The sequence below is a fragment of the Shewanella scandinavica genome (assembly GCF_031932065.1).
Lineage (GTDB): Bacteria > Pseudomonadota > Gammaproteobacteria > Enterobacterales > Shewanellaceae > Shewanella > Shewanella baltica.
The window spans coordinates 167,004-190,661 of record NZ_JAUOES010000006.1 but is presented as its reverse complement, the minus strand read 5'-3'; the positions used below and the strand labels follow the sequence as shown (position 1 = coordinate 190,661).

General features: G+C 45.1%; 20 protein-coding genes. 8 read left to right on the top strand and 12 right to left on the bottom strand.

All coding sequences use genetic code 11. The annotated features are described in order from the left end of the window. Entirely contained in the window at nucleotides 1-1,602 is a 1,602-nt protein-coding gene (nhaB, locus tag Q4Q50_RS07120) for a sodium/proton antiporter NhaB (RefSeq protein ID WP_006081283.1), read from the bottom strand. Nucleotides 1,603-1,903: 301 nt separating this feature from the next. On the opposite strand from nhaB, the gene fadR reads away from it, so the two are divergent. Continuing rightward, nucleotides 1,904-2,620, top strand: a complete 717-nt coding sequence (gene fadR, locus Q4Q50_RS07115; protein WP_311898935.1) for a fatty acid metabolism transcriptional regulator FadR — start codon at nucleotides 1,904-1,906, stop codon at nucleotides 2,618-2,620. Between the two features lie 84 nt (nucleotides 2,621-2,704). Here fadR and Q4Q50_RS07110 read toward each other — a convergent pair whose 3' ends face one another. The 4 genes from Q4Q50_RS07110 to sodB all read right to left on the bottom strand — a co-directional run bounded on the left by Q4Q50_RS07110 (nucleotide 2,705) and on the right by sodB (nucleotide 8,380). Beyond that, a complete protein-coding gene (locus Q4Q50_RS07110; protein ID WP_259512880.1) occupies nucleotides 2,705-4,231 on the bottom strand; it encodes a SpoVR family protein in 1,527 nt (508 codons plus the stop codon). Nucleotides 4,232-4,240: 9 nt separating this feature from the next. Continuing rightward, nucleotides 4,241-5,509: a YeaH/YhbH family protein gene (locus Q4Q50_RS07105; protein WP_311898906.1), complete on the bottom strand. Its 1,269-nt coding sequence runs from the start codon at nucleotides 5,507-5,509 to the stop codon at nucleotides 4,241-4,243. A 66-nt stretch (nucleotides 5,510-5,575) separates the two neighbouring features. Then, nucleotides 5,576-7,510: a PrkA family serine protein kinase gene (locus Q4Q50_RS07100; protein ID WP_006081287.1), complete on the bottom strand. Its 1,935-nt coding sequence runs from the start codon at nucleotides 7,508-7,510 to the stop codon at nucleotides 5,576-5,578. A gap of 285 nt (nucleotides 7,511-7,795) precedes the next feature. Next, the gene (gene sodB, locus Q4Q50_RS07095) at nucleotides 7,796-8,380 is read right to left on the bottom strand and encodes a superoxide dismutase [Fe] (protein ID WP_028760317.1); all 585 of its coding nucleotides are present in this window, start codon (nucleotides 8,378-8,380) and stop codon (nucleotides 7,796-7,798) included. 224 nt (nucleotides 8,381-8,604) lie between these two features. Here sodB and grxD point away from each other — a divergent pair, with 224 nt between their 5' ends. Then, a complete protein-coding gene (gene grxD / locus Q4Q50_RS07090) occupies nucleotides 8,605-8,937 on the top strand; it encodes a Grx4 family monothiol glutaredoxin (protein ID WP_006081289.1) in 333 nt (110 codons plus the stop codon). 147 nt (nucleotides 8,938-9,084) lie between these two features. Here the strand turns inward: grxD and Q4Q50_RS07085 are convergent, their stop codons facing one another. Continuing rightward, complete coding sequence (locus tag Q4Q50_RS07085; protein WP_006081290.1) at nucleotides 9,085-10,335, bottom strand: uracil-xanthine permease family protein; 1,251 nt, start codon at nucleotides 10,333-10,335, stop codon at nucleotides 9,085-9,087. A gap of 216 nt (nucleotides 10,336-10,551) precedes the next feature. Here Q4Q50_RS07085 and Q4Q50_RS07080 point away from each other — a divergent pair, with 216 nt between their 5' ends. After that, a complete protein-coding gene (locus tag Q4Q50_RS07080) occupies nucleotides 10,552-11,643 on the top strand; it encodes a DUF2066 domain-containing protein (RefSeq protein WP_259581717.1) in 1,092 nt (363 codons plus the stop codon). Nucleotides 11,644-11,711: 68 nt separating this feature from the next. Further along, entirely contained in the window at nucleotides 11,712-12,422 is a 711-nt protein-coding gene (hda, locus tag Q4Q50_RS07075) for a DnaA inactivator Hda (protein ID WP_006081292.1), read from the top strand. 174 nt (nucleotides 12,423-12,596) lie between these two features. Here the strand turns inward: hda and Q4Q50_RS07070 are convergent, their stop codons facing one another. The 4 genes from Q4Q50_RS07070 to bepA all read right to left on the bottom strand — a co-directional run bounded on the left by Q4Q50_RS07070 (nucleotide 12,597) and on the right by bepA (nucleotide 17,220). Continuing rightward, nucleotides 12,597-14,552 (bottom strand): hypothetical protein, encoded by a 1,956-nt coding sequence (locus Q4Q50_RS07070; RefSeq protein WP_311898905.1) that lies wholly within the window; start codon nucleotides 14,550-14,552, stop codon nucleotides 12,597-12,599. A gap of 297 nt (nucleotides 14,553-14,849) precedes the next feature. After that, nucleotides 14,850-15,224 (bottom strand): DUF2069 domain-containing protein, encoded by a 375-nt coding sequence (locus Q4Q50_RS07065; RefSeq protein WP_107947135.1) that lies wholly within the window; start codon nucleotides 15,222-15,224, stop codon nucleotides 14,850-14,852. Nucleotides 15,225-15,271: 47 nt separating this feature from the next. After that, nucleotides 15,272-15,622 carry an arsenate reductase (glutaredoxin) gene (arsC, locus tag Q4Q50_RS07060; protein WP_106650269.1) on the bottom strand — a complete coding sequence of 117 codons (351 nt, stop codon included), beginning with the start codon at nucleotides 15,620-15,622 and terminating at the stop codon, nucleotides 15,272-15,274. Between the two features lie 128 nt (nucleotides 15,623-15,750). Further along, on the bottom strand, nucleotides 15,751-17,220 hold the full coding sequence (bepA, locus tag Q4Q50_RS07055; protein WP_259581719.1) for a beta-barrel assembly-enhancing protease: 1,470 nt from the start codon (nucleotides 17,218-17,220) through the stop codon (nucleotides 15,751-15,753). A 113-nt stretch (nucleotides 17,221-17,333) separates the two neighbouring features. Between bepA and Q4Q50_RS07050 the strand changes: the two genes are divergently transcribed. From Q4Q50_RS07050 to cctA, 3 genes are all read left to right on the top strand, one after another. After that, the gene (locus tag Q4Q50_RS07050) at nucleotides 17,334-17,567 is read left to right on the top strand and encodes a sulfurtransferase TusA family protein (RefSeq protein WP_106650271.1); all 234 of its coding nucleotides are present in this window, start codon (nucleotides 17,334-17,336) and stop codon (nucleotides 17,565-17,567) included. Between the two features lie 220 nt (nucleotides 17,568-17,787). Then, nucleotides 17,788-18,870 (top strand): AI-2E family transporter, encoded by a 1,083-nt coding sequence (locus Q4Q50_RS07045; RefSeq protein WP_311898904.1) that lies wholly within the window; start codon nucleotides 17,788-17,790, stop codon nucleotides 18,868-18,870. A 517-nt stretch (nucleotides 18,871-19,387) separates the two neighbouring features. Continuing rightward, nucleotides 19,388-19,738 (top strand): tetraheme c-type cytochrome CctA, encoded by a 351-nt coding sequence (gene cctA, locus Q4Q50_RS07040; protein WP_006081299.1) that lies wholly within the window; start codon nucleotides 19,388-19,390, stop codon nucleotides 19,736-19,738. Between the two features lie 93 nt (nucleotides 19,739-19,831). Here the strand turns inward: cctA and Q4Q50_RS07035 are convergent, their stop codons facing one another. Further along, entirely contained in the window at nucleotides 19,832-20,578 is a 747-nt protein-coding gene (locus Q4Q50_RS07035; protein WP_311898903.1) for a cytochrome b/b6 domain-containing protein, read from the bottom strand. A gap of 297 nt (nucleotides 20,579-20,875) precedes the next feature. On the opposite strand from Q4Q50_RS07035, the gene Q4Q50_RS07030 reads away from it, so the two are divergent. Continuing rightward, entirely contained in the window at nucleotides 20,876-21,511 is a 636-nt protein-coding gene (locus Q4Q50_RS07030) for a LuxR C-terminal-related transcriptional regulator (protein WP_006081301.1), read from the top strand. Between the two features lie 169 nt (nucleotides 21,512-21,680). On the opposite strand, the gene Q4Q50_RS07025 is transcribed toward Q4Q50_RS07030, so the two are convergent. Next, on the bottom strand, nucleotides 21,681-23,447 hold the full coding sequence (locus Q4Q50_RS07025) for a M61 family metallopeptidase (protein ID WP_311898902.1): 1,767 nt from the start codon (nucleotides 23,445-23,447) through the stop codon (nucleotides 21,681-21,683). Between the last annotated feature and the right edge of the window lie 211 nt (nucleotides 23,448-23,658).

Genomic DNA, 23,658 nt, shown 5'->3' with positions numbered 1-23,658 from the left:
TTAATGTCCGGACACTGTGCCCAACACTTCTTTTGCACTGTGATGGATGATTGTATGGGAATCATAGAAATATTGAGTGGCTTGTTCTAAGAATCCCGTTTGGATCGCCATAACGCCCACAATGGATAGCACGATAGTGTAGGGCAATGCCATCCAAACCATTCTGCCATAGGATAAGCGGATCAGCGGTGCTAAGGCTGACGTCAGTAAGAACAAGAACGCCGCTTGACCATTAGGTGTCGCCACCGAAGGTAAGTTAGTTCCGGTATTAATCGCAACGGCCAGTAAGTCGAATTGATCACGGGTGATTTGGCCGTTAATTAATGCCGCCTTCACTTCATTGATATACACAGTACCGACGAACACGTTATCACTCACCATAGACAATAATCCGTTGGCGATATAGAAAATCACTAATTGGGTATTGCCTTCATAACCCAGTGCCCATTGGATAACGGGGGCGAATAAATGTTGATCGATAATCACGCCAACAACCGCAAAGAACACCGCTAATAATGCGGTAAAAGGCAGTGCCTCTTCAAAGGCTTTACCAAGGGCATGCTCATCGGTGACGCCGTTAAAGGCTGTGGTTAAAATAATCACAGAAAGACCAATTAAGCCCACTGAAGCTAAATGCAAGGCAAGACCTGCGATCAACCAGACACCCACTAGGGCTTGGACGATTAACTTCATGTTGTCTTTGTTGGTACGGCGCGCATCTTCATGGGCGGCATATTCACATAAGATCCGATGAACGGCCGTTGGTAATTTAGCGCCATAACCAAAAATACCAAATTTTTCAACTAAGTAGCAAGTTAAGATGCCAGAAATCAATACTGGGACTGTAACAGGTGACATACGTACGGCGAATTCACCGAACTGCCAATTGGCCTGTGCAGCAATGATCAAGTTTTGAGGTTCGCCCACCATAGTACATACACCGCCGAGTGCAGTACCGACACCCGCATGCATTAACAGATTACGCAGGAAGCCACGGAATGCACCGAGTTCTTCTTCGTTTAACTGATCTTCGCCCGCAGCGTTTTTACCTTCGGAGGTATGATCGTGATCGGCGCCGAAATCTTTTCCAGAAGCGACCTTGTGGTAAATAGAATAGAAACCCACAGCGACCGCGATAATCACGGCAATAACCGTTAACGCATCTAAGAAGGCAGATAAAAACGCCGATGCCAAACAAAACATCAGTGACACTAAAACTTTAGAACGCACTTTGGTAATAATTTTCGTGAAGCCAAATAGCAGCAATTGCTTCATGAAATAAATACCAGCGACCATAAACACCAAGAGTAATAATACTTCGAGGTTGGCTTCTATTTCATGTAAGACTTGGCTTGCGGATGTCATGCCAATTGCGACAGCTTCAATTGCTAATAACCCGCCAGGCTGTAATGGATAACATTTTAATGCCATTGCTAAGGTAAAAATAAATTCAAGCACCAATACCCAGCCGGCCACGAAGGGGTCGACATAGAAAAAGAGTAGTGGATTGATAATTAAAAATGACAGTATTGCGGTTTTGTACCACTTAGGAGAGTTTCCTAAGAAGTTCCCAATAAACGCCTGACTCATTGTCGCCGGCATGGCAGCCTCTCTTCTAATTATGTTAAAAATTGCACGTGTTTAATATCAATACCTGCGTTTGTTAAATCAGTCTAGCCTAAAGAGAAAGCTAATGTAACGAGATACTGATACCCACATTTCAAAAAGCGGAGCTAATCGGCAAAATTGACGTTTGTTGCCTTGATCTTGGTCGTTTTTTTGAGCGATTGTGTGACATTTACACGGCGATAACACAGTGAATTTAAGTGAATGGTTTCCATTTTTTACCGCTCTGGTATGATCAGTGACCATTACGACGCACAACAACTGGATAAGTGGGCTGATGATTATCAATGCCAAAGGACCTGCAAGTTTTGCAGAGAAGTATATTGTGAGATCCATTTGGGATAATAAATTTCCTCCAGGGTCCATTTTACCGGCTGAACGTGAGCTTTCGGAATTGATAGGTGTGACTCGCACCACTCTGCGTGAAGTGCTACAGCGCTTGGCTCGTGACGGTTGGTTGAAAATCCAACACGGTAAACCAACGCGAGTGAACAACTTCTGGGAAACCTCAGGCTTAAACATTCTTGAGACGATTGCCGATCTCAATCCCGAAGGATTTCCGGTATTGGTTGACCAACTCTTGTCAGCCCGTACTAACGTCAGCGCTATCTATTTCCGCGGTGCTTTGCGTTATAACCCAGACACGGCTGTGGATGTGCTCGCCAAAATTCATCAGCTTGAAGATACGGCTGAATCCTATGCCGAATTTGACTATTTATTGCATCACACCTTAGCTTTCTCCTCTGGGAATCCACTTTACGTATTGATATTAAATGGATTTAAGGGATTGTATAGCCGAGTCGGACGCTATTATTTTACCAGTTCCGATGCGCGTTTATTGGCTTTGAACTTTTACAAAGAATTAGAGCTACTGGCCCAGGCGAAAAATTATCTCGACGTCCCTACGCTGATGCGCACCTACGGTATGAACAGTGGTAAGATGTGGTTACAATTACGCGATGATATGCCCGCGTCTATTGCACAGGACAATTAATTGCGGCTATTGATGTCGCATTAAAATAGCGATAAATACACAAAAGCCGTTTCCAATGGAAACGGCTTTTTATTAGGCTTATTATTATTCTGCTTTAGCCACTTCAGGGCAGGATGCTAATACGGTAATACTCGCATCAGCATTCTTTTGCTCTAAGGTGACAGTAAAACCCCATAATCTATGTAAATGCTTTAATACTTCTTTATGGCTGCTGGCTAAGGGAATATCGTTATTTGGCACATAGCGTAAGGTTAAGGAACGGTCACCGTTGATCTCCACATTATGCACTTGGATATTTGGTTCAATGTTCGACAAGTTATATTGCTGCGATAATAACTGGCGAATATCTTGATAACCTTGTTCATCGTGAATAGCCGATACCGACAGATAATTGCGCTTCTCATCATCATGGATACCAAACAATTTAAATTGGCGGATAACTTTAGGTGAAAGATATTGGCTAATAAAGCTTTCGTCTTTAAAGTTTTGCATTGCAAAGTGTAAGGTTTCGACCCAATTGCTGCCGGCAATGTCGGGAAACCAAGCTTTATCTTCATCGGTTGGATTTTCACAAATACGCCGAATGTCGGTGAACATGGCAAAACCTAAAGCATAGGGATTGATGCCACTGTAATAACGACTGTTGTAGTCGGGTTGGGCAACCACACCCGTGTGGCTTTGCAAAAATTCCATCATAAAGCGATCAGTGACCACACCATCGTCGTACAAGTGATTCAAAATAGTGTAGTGCCAGAAGGTGGCCCAGCCTTCGTTCATCACTTGAGTTTGTTTTTGTGGATAAAAATATTGCGCCATTTTACGCACAATACGGATTATTTCTCTTTGCCATGGTTCAAGTAAAGGGGCATTTTTCTCGATGAAATATAAGATGTTTTCCTGCGGTTCTGCGGGGAAACGACGTTTTTTTGTTTGAGACAGTTCTTGGTGTTGGTTAGGTATAGTGCGCCATAAATCATTTACTTGGCTTTGCAGGTACGCTTCGCGATCTTTTTGTCTTGCTTGTTCTTCTCGGAATGATATTTCAGAGGGGCGTTTATAGCGATCTACACCATAGTTCATTAGCGCATGGCAGGAATCTATGACACTTTCGACCTGCTCTACACCGTATTTTTGTTCGCAGTTACTGATGTAGTTTTTAGCAAACACTAGGTAGTCAATAATCGAGCTCGCATCTGTCCATGTTTTAAATAAGTAATTGTTTTTAAAGAAACTATTATGTCCGAAACAAGCGTGGGCGATCACCAGTGCTTGCATTGTGATAGTGTTTTCCTCCATAAGATAGGCAATACAAGGATTAGAGTTAATGACTATCTCGTAGGCGAGCCCCATTTGCCCGCGTTTATAACCTTGCTCGGTTTCGATAAAACGTTTGCCAAAGGACCAATGGGTGTAACCTATGGGCATACCTATGCCCGCATAAGCATCCATCATTTGTTCAGCGGTGATGACTTCAATTTGATTTGGGTAAGTGCTGAGCTTATACAGTGCCGCTACCCGTTCAATTTCCTTGAGATAGTCCTGCAGTAGCTCGAAGCTCCAGTCGGGACCATCGCTCAGTGGTGTCCAAGGTGTTGATTTAGTTATCCCCATAGTGCCCCCTTAAACCGCTTGTTTCTTGAATAGCTCCCTAAAGACAGGGTAAATATCTTCGGCTTGACGTATGTGCTGCACGGCGATGTTGTCGTAATGCTGTTGCAGGGATTCATATTCACGCCACAGGGTTTGATGGGCGCGATTGGTGATTTCGATGTAGCTGTAGTAGCGCACCAGTGGCAAGATTTTTTGTTCTAACAATTGCCTACAGGTAGGTGAATCGTCGGCCCAGTTATCACCGTCGGATGCTTGGGCTGCGTAAATATTCCACTCATCGGCGGGGTAGCGGGCTTGTTGAATTTCATGCATTAATTTCAATGCACTCGATACTATAGTGCCGCCCGTTTCTTGGGAGTAGAAAAACTCATGTTCATCGACTTCTTTAGCTTGGGTATGGTGACGAATATAGACCACTTCTAAATTTTTATAGGTACGGGTGAGGAACAGATACAGCAAGATATAGAAGCGTTTTGCCATATCTTTGGTTGCCTGATCCATAGAACCAGACACATCCATCAAGCAGAACATCACAGCTTGGCTAGAAGGGATTTCTCGTTTGGCATAATTATTAAAGCGCAGATCGAAGGTATCGATAAACGGCACTCTGGCAATTTTTTGTTTTAACTCCTCAATTTGGGCTTTTAAATCCAAAATCAACTCGGCCTTAGTGCCTGGAATATTTTCCAGCTCGGTAAGTTCTTGTTCTAACTCTTTTAATAGTTTCTTTTTACTGGCCGACATCGCAATGCGACGTGCCAGTGATGAACGTAATGAACGGACAATATTGATGTTAGCGGGGACGCCATCATTGGTGAACCCTGCACGGTAGATTTGGTATTCCACCAGTTTATTAAGGCGATTTTTTTGTAGATTGGGGAGTTCTAAGTCCTCAAACAATAACTCTAGATACTCGTCTTTAGAGATTTCGAACACAAAGTCATCGTCGCCTTCACCCGAATTTGAGGCTTCACCTTTGCCCGAACCGCCGCCAGAACCACCGGGTGGCCGGTCAATTTTATCGCCACGGGTAAATTGGTCATTACCGGGATGCACTCTGTCTCTGATACCGCCTTTGCCTTGGTGAAACATAGGTTCACTGATATCCCGAGTGGGGATACTGATTTTTTCGCCTTTATCTACATCAGTTACGCTGCGGCGAGTCACTGCATCGCTGACGGCTTTTTTAATTTGTTGCTTATATCTATTGATAAAGCGCTGGCGGTTGACTGTGCTTTTTCCTTTCGCATTCAACCGTCTATCGATAAAGTTCGCCATACGCACCTCCCAAAACCCAGCGAAGGCTTTGGCAACACCAAAGCCCTGTACTTAGTTAGCGCAAGTTTAAGAAGATTTACGAACCCGTAAATACCACTCAGACAAGAGTCGGACTTGTTTTTTGGTATAGCCTTTCTCCATCATGCGATTGACGAAATCATCGTGTTTGCGTTGATCGTCGTTCGATGTTTTAGCGTTAAAGGAAATAACAGGCAGTAAATCTTCTGTGTTGGAGAACATTTTCTTCTCGATCACAGTGCGAAGTTTCTCGTAGCTGGTCCAGAGCGGATTATTACCCTCATGGTTCGCGCGGGCGCGCAGCACAAAGTTGACGATTTCATTACGGAAATCTTTAGGATTGCTGATCCCCGCGGGCTTCTCAATTTTCTCTAGTTCAGCATTGAGGGCGGCGCGGTCGAATAGCTGACCCGTTTCTGGATCGCGGTATTCTTGATCTTGGATCCAAAAATCGGCGTAGGTGACATAGCGGTCGAAGATATTCTGGCCGTATTCAGAGTAAGACTCTAAGTAAGCGGTTTGAATTTCTTTACCGATAAACTCCACATATTTAGGGATCAAATAACCTTTTAGAAACTCCAGATAACGTTCGGCGGTATCGCCGGGGAACTGTTCTTGTTCAATTTGTCGTTCGAGTACATAGAATAAATGCACTGGGTTGGCCGCGATTTCTGAATGGTCGAAGTTAAATACCCGCGACAAAATCTTAAAGGCGAAACGGGTGGATAGCCCATTCATGCCTTCATCGACACCCGCGTAATCACGGTATTCTTGGTAAGACTTAGCCTTAGGATCGGTATCTTTCAGGCTTTCACCGTCGTACACCCGCATCTTAGAGTAGGTGGAGGAGTTTTCAGGTGGCTTGATGCGCGACAACACACTAAATTGCGCTAGGGTTTCTAAGGTCCCTGGAGCACAGGGCGCTTTTGATAATTCAGAGTTGATCAGCAGTTTTTGATAGATTTGCAGTTCTTCCGAAACCCGCAAACAGTACGGGACTTTGACGATGTAAACACGGTCGAGGAAGGCTTCGTTGTTTTTGTTGTTTTTGAAGGTTGACCATTCTGATTCATTTGAGTGAGCCAGAATAATTCCGCTATAGGGCAGGGCCGATAAGCCTTCTGTGCCGTTATAGTTACCTTCTTGCGTTGCAGTCAGTAGCGGATGCAGCACTTTTATCGGTGCCTTAAACATCTCGACGAATTCCATCACCCCTTGGTTGGCGCGGCATAATGCACCCGAATAAGCGTAAGCATCGGCATCATCTTGGGAGAAATGCTCGAGCTGACGAATATCCACTTTACCGACGAGGGATGAAATATCTTGGTTGTTTTCATCACCGGGCTCTGTTTTCGCTATCGCCACTTGGTCCAGAATTGATGGAAAGACTTTCACCACGCGAAATTTGGAGATATCACCACCAAACTCATGCAGACGTTTTACCGCCCAAGGCGACATGATGGTTTTGAGATAGCGGTTGGGAATGTTGAACTCATCTTTTAACAGCTGACCATCTTCTTCTAAATCAAACAGACAGAAGGGATGATCGTTGACAGGGCTACGTACCCCATTTGCGCTCAGAATATAAATGGGTACTTTTTGCATGAGGGCTTTTAGTTTTTCGGCGAGCGATGACTTACCGCCGCCCACAGGGCCCAGTAGGTATAAAATTTGTTTGGATTCTTCTAATCCTTGAGCCGAGTGCTTTAGGTAAGCCACGATTTGCTCTATGGCATCTTCCATGCCGAAGAAATCTTTAAATGCGGGATAGCGTGAAATAAGTCGATTCGAAAAAATACGGCTAAGTGTTGGATTTTTTGCGGTATCAATGACTTCTGCTTCACCGATTGCAAGCAGTAGTCGCTCTGATGCTGACATGTAAGCGCTGCGATCTCCTTTGCAGATATCCAGAAACTCTTGCAAAGAATATTCTTCATCGAGTTTTTGTTCGTAGCGCTTTTGGTAATGCTCGAAAATGCCCATATAAACCCCCTGAAACGCCAGTGATGTCATGGAACGGATAACTGGCTAGCCAGCTTCCTACTCTAATCTTAGACATAAACTCACTATCTGTGTCAAAAAAATATCAAATAAAACAATAACAAATAGTTGCAAACGCAATTATTGCACTTGTAGTTTACGGAGGGGCAATCAGCGGGAGAAGGGATGGACGGCAAACGAGGGGCATAAAAAAAGAGCCACTAGGGCTCTTTTTACTGGGATTAACCCACTGCTCATACAGCAGTCAACAACGATAGGTTAAATGAATTAACCAGCGAAGTTTTGGTTAACGAAGTCCCAGTTAACTAATTGCCAGAAGTGGGCAAGGTAGTCAGGACGCACGTTACGGTAATCGATGTAGTAAGCGTGTTCCCACACGTCAACTGTCATGATTGGCGTTACTGTGCTGTCAGTCAGTGGCGTTGCTGCATTGCTAGTGTTAACGATAGCAAGAGTGCCATCGGCTTTTTTCACTAACCATGTCCAAGCGCTACCGAAGTTGTTTACTGCTGAATCAGTAAATTGCGCTTTGAATGCGTCGAATGAACCAAAAGCAGCATTGATTGCATCAGCAACTGGGCCAGTTGGCTCGCCGCCAGCGTTTGGTGCTAGGCAGTTCCAGTAGAAAGTGTGGTTCCACACTTGAGCTGCGTTGTTAAATACGCCACCCGTAGAAGTTTTGATGATGTCTTCTAAAGATTTACCAGCGAAATCAGTTCCTTCGATTAAGCCGTTTAGCTTAACAACATAAGTGTTGTGATGCTTGCCGTAGTGGTATTCAATGGTTTCTTGAGAAATGTGTGGTTCTAGTGCGTTCTTTGCATATGGTAATGCGGGTAATTCGAAAGCCATTAGTATCTCTCCATGGTCTTAGGTTATCGTTTTTAAACGTGCTCACTTAGGACTATTGTACCGATAAAATTTGTGATGTGAATCATTGTTTAGCTAATTGACTAGATAGACGCCATCGAAAAATCAAATGTGGGCATAACCTTACAAACTGTGGGATTTTGTTCTGCCTCTAGCTGACGTACAATAGTCGCATTGAGTCAATGTCATCCTACTTAGGAATCAAAATGGAAACAGTAGAGAAAATTAAGCAGCAGATCACGGAAAACCCTATCATTGTTTATATGAAAGGCTCTCCTAAGTTGCCTAGCTGTGGCTTCTCGTCACAGGTAGCTCAGATCATGATTAACTGCGGTGAGCAGTTTGCATTCGTGGATATTCTTCAGCATCCAGACATTCGCGCAGAATTACCTAAGTTTGCTAACTGGCCGACTTTCCCACAATTGTGGGTCGAAGGTGAGTTGATCGGCGGCTGTGATATCGTGGTGGACATGTTCCAAAAAGGCGAATTACAACCTTTGATCAAAGCCGCTGCCGCTAAAATCAAGACTGAAGAATAAGCGTTAATGCTTTTTTTATAAGTATGAATGAAAAAGCCGCCATGATTAATATCACGGCGGCTTTTTTGTCGCTGTTTTTCAAAGAGCTATCGCTAAAAAAACATTACAACAAACACTTTAATAAAACGGCGATTCCTCAAACAACGACTAGTGAGGGGTGACATCAGACTCATTGTGCTTATCGTGTGGCTTGGTCGCGGGTAATAATAAGTTCATGGTAATTGCGACAATGCCGCACAAGCTGATACCAGTCAGACTGAATGAACCTATGCCAAATGCCATGCCGCCGATACCAAATACTAAGGTAACACCGACAATGCTTAAATTCCGCGGCTCAGACAAATCCACATGATTGCGAATAAGGGTGTTGAGGCCAACGGCTGCAATTGAGCCGAATAACAAACACATAATACCGCCCATGACTGGGACAGGAATGGTTTGCATCAGCGCACCTAATTTGCCGACGAAGGCCAACGTGATGGCGGTAATAGCGGTCCAAGTCATGATTTTCGGATCAAAATTGCGCGTTAGGGTTACAGCACCAGTGACTTCTGAGTAAGTGGTGTTTGGCGGGCCACCAAAGGCTGCCGCCGCAATTGTGGCAATACCATCACCTGTTAGCGTGCGGTGTAGTCCCGGTTTTTTCATAAAATCTTTACCTGTGACATTGGATATCGCCAGAATATCGCCAATGTGTTCAACCGCCGGAGCGATGGCGACTGGGATCATAAAGGCGATGGCATGCCAGTTAAATTCGGGGGCGACAAATTTAGGAATCGCAATCCAACTGGCGGCAGTCACAACCGCAAAGTCAACAATACCAAAGGCAAGGCTTAAGCCGTAACCCACGATAATCCCGGCTAAAATTGGCATCACTCTCAGTAAGCCCTTGGCAAAAATCGCCACTGCTATAGTGGTGCAGAGTGATGCAAGCGAAATAAATAACGCAGTATTGGTGTCAACGAGAGTCAAGCTGCCATCGCCACTTTTACCTAAGGCCATGTTCACAGCGACAGGTGCTAAGCCAAGGCCGATGATAATGATCACAGGACCTACCACCACAGGCGGTAACAGCCTATGGATGAAGTCGGTGCCGCGCACTTTGACCAAGGCGCCGAGCATGACGTAGACCACGCCCGCGGCCATAATGCCGCCCATGGTGGAGGGAATACCCCAGGTTTGCACGCCATAGAGTATGGGGGCAATAAAGGCGAAGGAAGAGGCAAGGAAGATAGGCACTTGGCGTTTAGTGATCAATTGGAACAGTAGGGTGCCGATACCTGCGGTAAACAATGCCACACTGGTGTCGAGTCCTGTCAGCAGCGGCATTAGCACTAGGGCACCGAAGGCCACAAACAGCATTTGCGCGCCCTGAAGGGGGATAGCGAGTCGTCTCATTTATTATTCTCGTTAATTTTAGGGTAAACCGCCAAATGATATCAGTTTGTTGGATTTTGAGCAGAAGAAAATCGCCCGTTTTGCCGACTCGGATCACTGTTTGGGTTTTCCGTGCCATGGTTGGCACTGAAATGGGGCTAAATTTTGCCAAGACTCGCTTAAGGCGCTAACTATGGTACAATTTGCCCCATCTGACGTTACTTCAACTACTCAAAGATGCTGAAATTCCTATTGAAGCCGAGCTTAATTGCATTTCTATATTGTCTGTTCACGATTAATAGCGTCAATGCTGTTGAGGTGAGTAAATTAGATGAGGCCAATGTGCCTGTGTCTTCGCGCGCGGTTGCAGAACGCGACAAAGCCCTAAAAAGTGCACTTGAGCAAGTCATTATCAAGAATACTGGGACGGCGCGTTCCCTCGACAACAGTCTGATCCAATCACAGCTCAGTAATCCTGATACCTTGCTGAGCCAGTATGGTTATATCGAGCAGAATGGCCAATTACTGCTAACTGCCAGTTTTGAACACCGTCGCATCGTGGCGCTACTGCGTCAGGCGCAATTACCGGTTTGGGGAACACAACGCCCGCTGACCTTATTTTGGGTCGCAATGCCAGGTGATGGCGACACTGTGATATTGGGTGACTCGTCTGCGTTAGCCGAACGTAAACTCTTTAGTGATTTTTCCGATGCACGTGGTATTCCTGTACTTTTGCCTATCTTAGATCTTGATGAGTTGATGGGGATTAATCCTAACGATATCAAAGGTATGTTTGCAGATATCGTGGCCAGTGTCTCCGGCCGCTATCAAGCTGACTTTTTGGCGCTGGTGGCGATTGATGCCGCTGGCAGTCAAGTTCGTTATCGTTTAAATCTCTATACTAAGGCCACCATTGACTCTTTGACGCCACCGTTATTCAGCTACAACGGCACTGCTGAAAATTCGACTCAGGCGATTGAAGCCATGATGGCGGCGTTAGGCGAATACTATTTTACTAAGTACGCGATTGCTGATACTGGTACACAGCAAGGCGCGAGTGTCACTTTTGTTAATATTCAAAAAATGGCGCAATTAGTAGAAGTTGAAAGATATTTGAAGCAACTTAGCGCGATTAAAAATGCCACTTTAACGCATATTCAAGGCCATACCGCGACCTTCTCGTTAGATTTGTTTGGCTCAGAAACGGATTTACAACGTTTATTAAGCTTAGAGCCGCGGATTTCTGTGGTCGCACCTGTGAGTTCGGGGGAATTTAGCCCTGTCTCTAACCAAACAGGCAAGCCTGTATATGAATGGCGTTTACCTTAAAGATGTTATCGGCCGTGCTGAGTTATGCTAAGCACGGCATTGTTTTTATTTGATATTGAGAAGACCGAGTGCCCTTAAACTCACCTCTGCAACTCTCGTTACCTGTGCATTTGCCAGATGACGAAACCTTTAATAGTTATTACCCCGCTGCGGGTAATGATGAACTTATTCAAAAACTGAGAGCCAATGCCGAAGGACAGGGTGAAGCCGCCATTTATTTGTGGGGCCCAGTTAAATCGGGTCGAACTCATTTAATGCACGCCGCTTGTGCTCACGCCAACGAAGTTGAGCGTCGCAGCTTTTATATTCCCTTAGGCATACATGCGAGCATTTCGACCGCCTTGCTTGAAGGACTAGAACAGTTAGATTTAGTCTGTATCGATGATGTCGATGCCATCGCTGGTCACCCCGTCTGGGAAGAAGCGATTTTTGATCTCTATAATCGCGTCGCCGAACATAAAAATTGTGCTTTAGTTGTCAGTGGCAGTTCGTCACCTGCGGACGCGGGTTTCCTGTTACCTGATCTCGTTTCACGCATGCAGTGGGGGTTAAATTATCAACTGCAACCTATGGCTGATGATGAGAAACTTGCCGCTCTGCAACGCCGCGCCGCTATGCGTGGTCTGCAATTACCAGAAGACGTTGGGCGTTTTTTGTTGAACCGAATGGCGCGGGATTTACGTACCTTGTTCGATGTATTGGATAAGTTAGATAAAGCCTCATTAGTGCACCAGCGCAAGCTCACCATTCCCTTTGCCAAAGAGATGCTGCATCTTTAAAAGCATGATTGGTTAGAGACACGGTTTGAGTGGTTTTGAATTAGCCTTGAGCGATGTAAACGCTAGAAAATGTAAAAAACCTAAAACCTAAAACCTAAAGCCTAAAGCCTAACAATCAAAAGCCCGTCATGCTGAATGCAGACGGGCTTTTTGTTTATCTAAAACTTAAACACTCTATTGTTGAGGATGACGGTGACGGTCGCCACTTAAGTGAAGTTCAGGCTCAAAGCGTGGCTGTACATCGTTTGTCGGTGCATTGTTTTGGCCTTTGAGCTGCGCATTCGCAGGCGATGTGGCTAATGTTTGACGCCAGCTTTGACCTTGGGTCATGGCAATCGGCTCGGGCAGGCTTTCTATCAGACTGATCCCATCAAGCTCTGGTAGAATTTCATCAATCACCAGTGCGGCGCGATTTTCTAGACTGTCTTGTGCAATTCGACCTCTTTGTCCCCAATCAATAATCAGCGTATCCGCAGTTAACACCGCAGGTTTGTTGGTGACGGCGACATCACGCAATATTTGATAGCGATAACTCATCATGGCTTCTTCAAATAGCATAGCCGTGTCTTCACGGGTACTGGAATAGGCATAGAAGTCGCTGGCGATATCGGTAGAAAAGAAAGTACTCACATCCGATGGCTGATAGGCCTTCTGTGCATTACTCGCCGCTGCGCCGAGGAAACTGACATTGGCAAGCCCCATCATTTCAGTGCTCATTAATGGATAGCTGGTGCTGACTTGATCAGATATCAGGCTCTTGTTGGCATTGCGGCGACTGTAATCATCTAGCAGTCTTGGCCCTGTGAGTGAGGCATGTACGCTGCGGGGGAAGAAGTCATTGGCATGGGCTAGCTCGTGATACAGCAAGGAGGCTAGATCGGGATTGATTTGTGCTAATGTTCGGTCTGCTCTGACGGCGATAGGTACGCCAAGTGACGCATATTGATTGTCTTTCACATAACGCCAAGGCATCACAAAGTTAAGATCATCACCGAAATTACTGCGGTAATCCGGCGCCTCATTAATGGTGTCACGCTGGCTTGGCGTAAGCCATAAATCGTCGGGATCGAGATAAATCGCTCCTGTAACTACCCAATAGAAGGAAGGGCGCACGTCATAGCTAATCACCACGGCCGTGACGGATTGTAACAGGCGAGCAAAATCGCTGTTGGGGTCCATCTGAGCTAAAAAGGCGGCAAAGTTATCGCCCATCCAGTCGTGGGAAACCAGTACACGATTAAGAATGGTCTCACGATTTAGATCGCTTGAGGTTTGTCCTATCAAAGGTAAGGTATTGATAGTGCAACTATCATTGAGCTGATTAGAGTAAACACAGCCCGCTAGCACATTGGCGTAAGGCGAGGCGGGACGATAGGCGTGAGTGCGCGCCACTGGAGTATCGAAATACTGCGAGCTGATCGCCGGCGCGGCGGTTGTTAGCACAAAAGCATCATCACTGAGTGGGTTACCGTTGATACTGGCGTTCACTTTGAGCCGAGTGATTGTATCTTGGGCGACTGATGGCGCGGTAAATAAAGGTCTAAATGGGTCGCTCAAATCGACCATTAAATCTGGGCCAGACGCCACGCACCAAGAGATATTCGCTGCGCTTAATCCTGATTGTTGTTCGAGCCTTAAGCTGACACTGTTGCCTTCAACCACTTGGTGATCTTGGCGAACGTTCAGTATAGCCGACGATGCTGGGTCGACATTAATGCCGATTTCTCCGCTGACATCTAGATTACTTCCCGTCACATGCAAGCTAAAACGGTAGTCGCCAGCGGTAGGAGCATCGAATGCTAATACTGGACTGTTTTGACTGACTAATTGTATGTTCGGCCCATCGATTTGCTGCCAGCGAAAGGTTAAGTTTTGGCTATCGCGATTAAGGATGTTGGCAATGATGGCACTGGATTGACCTGCCACATACGTCGGCTCAGTTTGAAAACGGATTGAGGATGATGTGGTAACAAGAAGCGGCGAAATGCTTTCTGTGCAGCGTGGCAACGAGCTAGAGGGGGGCGTGACTCCGCCATTATCTGTGTTGCTGTCTCCACCGCCTCCGCACGCCATAAGTAGGCTAGAGCAGGTTATTAATCCTAAAAGTTTCAGTGGTATCGATATCCCCATTACAACATTCTCCCATGTTAACTCAGCGGTGCAATCAGGCTTTTTGTAACTCGCGGGACATCAATACTCCACGATGAAAAACTGACTATAGCATGGGGGTTAAGTTGCAAAAAGTCGCTATAGGTATGTTAAGTGTTAATTTTTATGCGATTTAGTTGTTCGATTAACTGTGCATTGAACTGAGGATGAAGAGGATATTTGAACCCAGATCTGCAGCGGAGTTTGGCGTTGCGATTTAAAAATGCCGTCATACCCAGTAAGGCAAGACGGCGCTGAAATCACATTGTATGCAATGGCTTATTCTTTGGATTTTTTCTTCAGGCCTAATCCCAGTTCTCGACCACGGATCCGAGCGTAGAAGGGGAAGGCAATCAGCAGTACACCAATCAACAATACTTCGATTAATGCAAAGGCGAAGGCATCGGTAGTGACATAAAGCAGCGTCAGCCCATGTAGCATATAGAGGCACAGAATAAAACTCGCCCAAGCATAAGTATATGGATTACCTTGAAAAACCCCTTTTGCAGGCAGTAACAATGGCACTATCCATAAGAGGCTAAATAGCAGAGTATACTCACCGCTAATACCCTGACCAACAAACCAGCCGCCTAATAGCAGGACGAGCGCAAAGTAACCTAAACGGCTAAGAGTAAATAAGGTGTTGGACGTCATATGTCTACCTAAGAATTAAAATTAAAGCGATTTTATAAAAATCATAATTAAAGAATAGCGAGCACATTCTCTGGAGGACGGCCGATGGCAGCGCGTTGATTGGCGAGCACAATTGGCCGTTCGATGAGTTTAGGCGTGTTCACCATGGCTTCAATCAATTGCTGCTCAGTCAATGAGGTGTCGGCAAGCCCCAAGGCTTGATATTCCGTTTCTTTGGTGCGCATTAATTCGCGAGCACTGATGCCTAATTTTGTCAGAATGTCGCCAATGACTTCAGCCGTAGGAGGCGTTTTTAAGTATTCCACTAGGGTAATGTCACAACCTTGTTGCTCAAGTAGAGCTAAGGTTTCACGGCTTTTTGAACAACGTGGGTTATGGTAAATCGTCGCTTGGGTCATAGTGCTAGAGGCTCAATACGGGCTGAAATAACAATTGAGCGGATGATAACAGAAAAAACAACGCCCCGTCAGTGTGTTCGGGGCGTATAAATGGGTAATGAAGTTAAATCAATTTGTAAAACAACTGATTACTTAAGCGCTTCCATCTCTTTATCGGCCATTTTGAACTGGCGTATACGGGCTTCAATACGTGCAAGCTGTAAGGGATTACTTTCGGATGCACGGTAGGCAAAGTTAAGCTGATCGATAGCGCCCTTATAATTAGCTCCCAAAGCCATGAGCTCAGCGGTAGAAAAATATTCTAACGCCTGATTGCCTGTTTTTTTATAAACAGCGCTCAGTAATTGGTAGGGCAGCTGATTTTGTTTATCGAGGAATATCATGTCCTCCAATAAAGGAATAGCCTTAGGGGCTTGGTCAGCTTCGATGTAAATATTGGCTAAGTTGGCGTTAATCACTTGCGATGTTGGCTTCATTTTTCGCTGGGCTTCAAGCATAGCAATCGCCTTTGCGTAGTCCTTACGTTCGGTCAATAAGTCGGCTTTAGTATCGATATAAAACAGGTTGTTATCATCAATTTTTAACAGTTCATCGACGATTTTTTCCGACTCATCAAACTTCTTCAATCTAAATAACGCCAGCGCTTTGCCATAGAGCGCCGCCTCTTTAAAGCTGTAGGTCTGTTTGTTTAGTTGCTTGTCAAACATGCTCAAAACCGCTTCGTCGCTATAACTGGAAAAACGGACTTGAATACGAGCTTTCGCCAGCTGGAAGTTCAGGTTATCGGGAATATAACGCTTAGGATATTGCTCGGCGCGGTTACGGGCTTCAGTGATCCGCGACTCTGGTAATGGGTGAGTTAGCAGCATTTGTGGCGGTGTGGTGGTAAAGCGGTAACGAGTGGCTAACTTGCCAAAGAAATCCGCTGCAGCGTTGGGATCAAAGCCTGCATCCACCAAAATTTGCATACCGATGCGGTCGGCTTCTTTCTCGTGCAAACGGGTATAGTTGATTTTTGATTGTGTTGCCATCGCTTGGGTCGTCGCCAGTGCAGCCATACCGGCTTGTGGTACGGCGATGGTTAGTAAAATGGCGCCGAGTAAACCCGCAATCGTCGCAGGATTGCTCTTTTGCTGTGCTTCGAGCGAACGCGCAAGGTGACGTTGGGTAACGTGGGTAATTTCGTGACCGAGTACTGAGGCGAGTTCGCTTTCGTTATCGGCATTGAGAAATAAGCCTGTGTGTACGGCAACATGGCCGCCGAAGAAGGCGAAGGCGTTGATTTCATCATTTTGTAACAGGAAGAAATAGAAGGGCGTTTTTACCCCTGTGGCATGGGCGACCAGTTTGTTGCCAAGCTCAGTAAGATATTGACTCAACACGGGATCATTTAACATAGGCGCCGAGGAGCGAATGATGCGCATATAGGCATCACCGTAAACCATTTCTTTTTCAAGGCTGAAGGTGTTAACTGCGGCCGTACCTAAATCCGGTAAGTCATTGTTAGCAAAGCTTTTGGCGGCGAAGGTTAGCAGCATCAAAGAGAGTGCGCCTGCAACAAAAGGTTTTAATCGAGTTAAAAAAGTCAAATTACGCAAGCGGATCCTTTTATTTCTAATTATCTCAACTAAAGGCAGAGATACTGCACTTAGCTTGTAGTTTGAGGTGCAACTTAGGATAATAGCCCAAGTTCGTCTATAGCAAGTTCATTATGATTTTTATTGATTTAACGCTATTTCGCTGTCCTGTACCTTTAGTTAAAGTGAAACTTGCATTGAAGCCAATGCGAGACGGCGAGCAATTGCATATCTTACTCTCAGACTCTGGTTCGCGGCGAGATGTTCCCCAATATTTAAAAAAACAAGGTCATGTCGTGCAAGAGTTGCGTAATGATGTGAGTCTGTTAGCCTTGATGGTCACCAAAGTTGATCTATCTCAGGGATAAATTGAGGATTTTCATGTTTAAATCCTTTCCGAGTCGTGGCCTAATTTAATGTGCACGCTAGATAAGTTCACTAAATAAGTTTGCTAGCTGGGCGTAAGATTTCCGTTCTGCTAAGAAGTTGAAGTGAAAGTAGTTTGATAACGTCGTAGATAACACCATGATAAATAAACTTTCCTGAGCGTTTGGGAAGCCTAGCCAACCATCACTATTGGAATGATCCATGTTTACTGTTTTTTCTCGTTGGTATCAAGAGCGCTTTAGTGATCCACAAGCTGTGACCTTAATGGCTATTCTTGTTGGGTTCGCGTTAGTGATTTATTTTGCCGCAGGTTTACTTGCCCCCTTATTAGTCGCGCTGGTGTTGGCATTTTTATTGGAATGGCCCGTTGCGCAAATGCTGAAATTAGGCATTAATCGCACCGCTGGTGCGTCCTTAGTTATCGTGTTGTTTTTGGGCATTGTGGTCTTACTGACATTTGGCTTAATTCCGAGTGTGTGGCGTCAAGGCGTGAGCTTAATTGCCGATTTGCCGAGCATGATAGATAAAGGGCTGCTGACGCTACAAACCTTGATCAACCAATACCCGCAATTTATCAATCCTGAGCAATTAGATTTGATGGTCGGAGAGCTTAAAAAACTGCTCGATACTCAGCATGTACTGGATATTGCTAAGCAATTAATTGGCTATTCAGCGTCATTACTCGTCTTGATGGTATACGCGATTTTAGTGCCTCTGTTGGTGTTTTTCTTTTTAAAGGATAAAGACCAACTGATCAGCGGCAGTAAGCGCTTTTTCCCCGCCAATCGCCAGTTAGCTCGCAAAGTGTGGTTTGAAATGCATCAGCAAATTTTCAATTACATTCGGGGTAAAGTGATTGAAATCGTGGTGGTTGGCGTCGCAACCTATATCTTGTTTGCCGTAATGGGACTGAGATATTCAGTGTTGCTCGGGGTGCTAACTGGGTTGTCGGTATTGATCCCCTATGTTGGTGCAACCTTAGTCACCTTGCCGATCACCTTAGTGGCATTTTTTCAGTGGGGTTTTAGTTCTGAATTTGGTTATTTGATGTTGGGTTACGGCATTATTCAGGCGCTCGACGGTAATTTACTCGTGCCGATTTTGTTCTCCGATGCGGTGGATTTGCATCCGGTGATCATCATAGCCGCGGTGTTAGTCTTTGGCGGTTTATGGGGTGTGTGGGGGGTATTCTTTGCTATTCCATTGGCCTCGCTGGTCAAAGCCGTGATTAACGCTTGGCCTAAAACCGAGGTTGAAACTCTCCATGGACTCGATGCGAGTTGATGACGACTCGCTGAACGGTTTGCTTAGCTTGTCCTTGTGAGCATTGAGTTCTGTCATGGAACTTCAATGCCAGAGACGAGTAGGGCGTTCAGGCGCACATTTAGGCACATATATAGGCGCCACGTTTCGTCTCCATTATACATATTCATCAATCTCTCGCTGTATTTCCTGTTTAGCGTTATTGCCTTCGGGTTTGTCATTTGTCTTCAAGTTCCTTGAATAGAGCCCATATTGTCTAATTCAGGCTTTTTATTTTGTCCTTAGTCGCTCTAGGGATTTACATTATGTAACCTCTAGGTTAGGTATATGTAAAACTCTTATATAAGCATGTGGTTACATGATGCAGCGCACATTTTACCCTTGAGTATGTTGATAAAGTTGGGGGGCTTAGCATGGGTTTGCTTATTCGTTCATCCTTAGCTAAGTTATATCGAGTCGTGCTATTTACTTTTGGTTGCGAGATGGAAGTCACCCTGACAAGAATTTCCACTGACAATCGCCATTGGAGGATACTATTGTGAGCAAAAAACTATTAAGTGCGCTTTTCGGGGCTAGTCTCGCAGCGTTAGCGCTGTCGCCAACCGCATTTGCTGCAGATCAAAAATTGTCTGATTTCCACGCTGAGTCGGGTGGATGTGAAAGCTGTCATAAAGATGGTACACCTTCTGCGGATGGTGCCTTTGAATTTGAACAGTGCCAAAGCTGTCACGGTTCTCTTGCTGAGATGGACGCTGTGCATAAACCACATGACGGCAATTTAGTCTGTGCAGATTGTCATGCGGTGCATGATATGAATGTAGGTGAAAAACCTACCTGTGAAAGCTGCCATGATGATGGCCGTACACCTGCGACTATTCTGAAAAAATAATCAAAAAATATTAGAAACGTTGGCGTGAGCCTTCAAGTCTAAACAAATAACGCCAGCAAATGCTGGCGTTATTTTTATCATTAAACTAACCGATTACTCGTCTTTTGGCTGACCTTGGATGATCTTCTTGCCCGAGAACATGGCAGAAATAATCCCAGGTTGACGTTTAACTTCGGTATAAACCACTGCGAATACATGCAGTAAAATCAGTAGCAAAAGTAGATAAACCGCATAAACGTGAACTTCACCGGCGAGTCCTTTCAGCGGTTTAAGCGCATCCGCTTTCTCGGTATTCACCCCAGTGGCATCATAGGGTTTTAAGCTTGCTGGATCGACATTGGTATCGGCCAGATAGCTTTGTACGGCACTACCTAACGGCGGGTAGTAAATATCTGTTCCTGCACGTAAAAGCCCAGTTATCATGATAGTGACTAAGAGCAACATAATGCCGAGGACAGCAAATTTGCCTTTAGGATTATGGCCTAAATACTGCGGATTTTTACCCGCGACCAGTTCTGACTTGTAGGTCATTAACTCATTTTTGCTATTGGCATTGGGAAACATATGGCTGAAACGCGCATATTTGTTGCCGACAAAACCCCACACAAGGCGAATAATGAGGTTGATTGCAAACGCATAGCCTATGTACACGTGTAAAGTTTTTAAGCCAATTTTGCCCGTTAATTCAGTGATGCCTAACTCTGCACGATACATCATGATGCCACCGACTAAGATGAGTGCGAGTACGAGAATGACATTAATCCAATGGAATAATCGCGTCGGTTTGTCCCAAACTGAGTAGGATTTAACTTCAAACGCGCTGGGTTTGCTGCTGGACATGGAATTTCCTTGTTTTTTGTGTTGGTATGATCTTACGCTTTTATCTCAAAATTTCAGTAATTTTTTTCAGTTTCAATTAAGACTTCTGATTGATAGTGTATTCAACGAAAGTGTTAGAAGTTTTTGATTTGCGTACGGTAAATATTTTTCACGTAAGTCTTTTTAATCTGTTTTATCTAATGCTAATATCGTCACCACGGTAGACTTGGAAGTCTATTGAACGGATGTTGAAGTTGTATTGAGAGGATTTTAGGTTCTCAAAGTGAATAATCGTTAATCAGACAGGGAGTGAGCAGGATGTTCAAAATATTACATTGGATTGTAGTGTCACGATCGCAAGTATTAATGGAATTGCTAGCAGGACGTTGGCCACAGGAGTTTCTCGTTAAGTTGACGCAAGTCAGCCCTGATGAGATGTGTGAACAAATCAAGGATAATCATGCCTCCATGGTAGTGATTGATTTAGCAACTGTTGATCTTCAAAAAGCCCATCAATTTCAGCGTTTACTTGCCCGTGAACAACCAAGTGTACGAGTCGTCTATTTACAATTCCCTAAACAAGTCGATGCACGTTTTTTAATGCAAGCGGCCACGACCGCAGGGGTGTTTTATCTCGATGCGGGTTTAACTGAGATTAGCCTAGGATTCTCGAATATTTTACGAGGCCATAGGGTGATCCCAATTCAACTTGTCAATGGGGTAAACGATGACTTTGGTTTGTTCGAAGATACTGAGCCGCTGACGATTCGTGAGCGAGAAGTATTACAAGCCCTCTTAACGGGTAGTACTAACTTAGATATTGCTAATCAGCTGTTTGTCAGTGAAAGCACGATAAAAACCCATTTGTACCGAGTATTCCGTAAGATCGGTGTGTCGAGCCGTGGTCAAGCGATTGCGTGGGCGCAGACCTATTTGCACGATGTGGTGGTTTAAATCTGTATTAGCACTGATAGAAGACACTAATTTGGCAAGGGAATACTGTTCTAGACATAGATGTGTGCGTTTAGAGATTAGTACCTAAGTTAAGTGTTATCTCAGAAATGATAAAAGGGGCTTTTGCCCCTTTTGTTTGTCTTAAAATCAATTGAATTAAAACGTTAAATTAACGTCCTAACCAAGCCGCGAGTTTAGTCTTGTCACTAATTGCTAGGGCGACAGTGTCCTTTGGCGCGGCAGTTATCATCAATTCACCCGTCATCAATTCATCCCGTCTAAACCAATGTAGATTCAAGGATTCACCCAGCGGATATTGCTGTAGCTGCGACTCAAATTGCGCGCTGACTTGCAAGTTATCGGCGGCGATTAAGATATCCCCCGCACTTAATCCCGCAAGGTGGGCAGGGCTGCCTTGGGTAACAGTCACCACTTTCAATCCCATCGGCGCCACTTGAGTTTTCGCGCCAAAGGCAATCTCATAACCTTTCGCTTGCCCGCCGCCCACATCCTGCGGACCTTGGCTGGCTCGAAGGTTAAACTCGACACCAAATTCGGCGAGTAGTGGAGCCAGTGGAATATCGTCGGTGTTATCTAAGTAGGTAAACAAATCGTGGCAATCACGGCCAAGGAGTCGCTCGACAATCGCTTGGTGGCAGCTGTCAGTCGTGCCTTTATTTTGCAGGGCATATTCCTGCCACAGGATCTGCATCACATGGTCGAGATTGTATTTGCCTTGGGTTTCATGGCGCAGGGTTAAATCTAAGTACAGCGCAAACAGCGCGCCTTTGGTGTAATAACTGATGATAGCGTTTTGCGCGTTTTCATCCTGCTTATAGAACTTAGTCCATGCATTAAAGCTCGAGTCTTTAACGCTTTGTTTAAAGCGTCCTTGGCTGCGATAAACGCGGGTGAAGGTTTCACTCAGCATATCTAAATAGCTTTGTTCATCTACCAACCCGGCGCGATAGGTAAGGAAGTCATCATAATAGGAGGTGATGCCTTCATAGGCCCATAGCTGCGGCGTATAGGTTTCAGCCTCAAGTTTATAGGGTAAAAAGCACTCTGGCTTAATACGCTTCACGTTCCAGCTGTGGAAATACTCGTGGCTGCACAGGGATAAATAAGTGCGATAGTCGTTATTGATTGGCGCATTGAGCGACAGCGGTAAGTCCTTGCGTGAGCACATTAATGCGGTAGATGCTCTGTGTTCTAACCCGCCAAAGCCATTGTCTAATACTGTGGTCATAAACAAGTAACGTTTAAACGGCGCAGGCGTACCAAAAAGATTGATTTGATACTCACAAATGGCTTTCAAGTCTTGGCAGAGTCTTGGCATGCAAGCGCGGTGGCGGCCATTGAGGACGATATCGTGTTGGACGCCGCAGGCATCGAAACTGGCTAAGGTAAATAAGCCCATTTCCACTGGATGATCGATAAGCTCGTCATAGCTTGTGGCACTAAATTGGCCGAAGGCAAAGTCGTCACCACTGATGCGGGTCATGCTGGTAGCGACGCGCCAATCACTTAATGTGGTCTCAGAGGGCGGTAACATAGTGACAGTGTGGGTTTGTTGTTCAAAACCGTGGGCGGATAAAAACACGCTACTGCCGTTAAAGAAGCTGTGGGTCGTGTCCAAATGCGCGGTACGCACCGACAGATCCCAAGCATACACTTGATAAGTCAGAATAATTTCGCTGCTATTACTGTCAACCGACCAAGTTTGCTTATCTAGTTGGGTGAGCTTAAGCGTTTGGCCTTGTGCATCTTGTGCCTTGAGTTCAATGATATTTTTAGCAAAGTCGCGCACCATATAACTGCCAGGCAGCCAAGCGGGTAGGCTAAAGACCTGCACAGGCTTGGGCTGGGATAATGTCATAGTGACTGCGAATAAATGGGCTTTCGGATCGACGGGGATTATCTGGTAATGGATCATATTTATCCTGCAAAACCTGAGTGTTTTAATGGTGGCCATGCTGCCAAAAATGCCTGCAACTGGCAAATGAAAAGCAAAATATCTACAGACACAAAGCATTGAATTGTCAATATACCCAAGCAACCTGAAGATACGAGTTCAGAGCGCCTAGGGTGCTTCAATTCAAGGCGCATCAATGACAGAATGTCGGCCACCTTTTGAATTGATGCAA

What these genes read in the sequence shown, in the direction of transcription:
- nhaB (WP_006081283.1), bottom strand. Translation starts at nt 1,602, where the DNA reads ATGCCGGCGACAATGAGTCAGGCGTTTATTGGGAACTTCTTAGGAAAC.
- fadR (WP_311898935.1), top strand. Translation starts at nt 1,904, where the DNA reads ATGATTATCAATGCCAAAGGACCTGCAAGTTTTGCAGAGAAGTATATT.
- Q4Q50_RS07110 (WP_259512880.1), bottom strand. Translation starts at nt 4,231, where the DNA reads ATGGGGATAACTAAATCAACACCTTGGACACCACTGAGCGATGGTCCC.
- Q4Q50_RS07105 (WP_311898906.1), bottom strand. Translation starts at nt 5,509, where the DNA reads ATGGCGAACTTTATCGATAGACGGTTGAATGCGAAAGGAAAAAGCACA.
- Q4Q50_RS07100 (WP_006081287.1), bottom strand. Translation starts at nt 7,510, where the DNA reads ATGGGCATTTTCGAGCATTACCAAAAGCGCTACGAACAAAAACTCGAT.
- sodB (WP_028760317.1), bottom strand. Translation starts at nt 8,380, where the DNA reads ATGGCTTTCGAATTACCCGCATTACCATATGCAAAGAACGCACTAGAA.
- grxD (WP_006081289.1), top strand. Translation starts at nt 8,605, where the DNA reads ATGGAAACAGTAGAGAAAATTAAGCAGCAGATCACGGAAAACCCTATC.
- Q4Q50_RS07085 (WP_006081290.1), bottom strand. Translation starts at nt 10,335, where the DNA reads ATGAGACGACTCGCTATCCCCCTTCAGGGCGCGCAAATGCTGTTTGTG.
- Q4Q50_RS07080 (WP_259581717.1), top strand. Translation starts at nt 10,552, where the DNA reads ATGCTGAAATTCCTATTGAAGCCGAGCTTAATTGCATTTCTATATTGT.
- Q4Q50_RS07070 (WP_311898905.1), bottom strand. Translation starts at nt 14,552, where the DNA reads ATGGGGATATCGATACCACTGAAACTTTTAGGATTAATAACCTGCTCT.
- Q4Q50_RS07065 (WP_107947135.1), bottom strand. Translation starts at nt 15,224, where the DNA reads ATGACGTCCAACACCTTATTTACTCTTAGCCGTTTAGGTTACTTTGCG.
- arsC (WP_106650269.1), bottom strand. Translation starts at nt 15,622, where the DNA reads ATGACCCAAGCGACGATTTACCATAACCCACGTTGTTCAAAAAGCCGT.
- Q4Q50_RS07050 (WP_106650271.1), top strand. Translation starts at nt 17,334, where the DNA reads ATGATTTTTATTGATTTAACGCTATTTCGCTGTCCTGTACCTTTAGTT.
- Q4Q50_RS07045 (WP_311898904.1), top strand. Translation starts at nt 17,788, where the DNA reads ATGTTTACTGTTTTTTCTCGTTGGTATCAAGAGCGCTTTAGTGATCCA.
- Q4Q50_RS07035 (WP_311898903.1), bottom strand. Translation starts at nt 20,578, where the DNA reads ATGTCCAGCAGCAAACCCAGCGCGTTTGAAGTTAAATCCTACTCAGTT.
- Q4Q50_RS07030 (WP_006081301.1), top strand. Translation starts at nt 20,876, where the DNA reads ATGTTCAAAATATTACATTGGATTGTAGTGTCACGATCGCAAGTATTA.
- Q4Q50_RS07025 (WP_311898902.1), bottom strand. Translation starts at nt 23,447, where the DNA reads ATGATCCATTACCAGATAATCCCCGTCGATCCGAAAGCCCATTTATTC.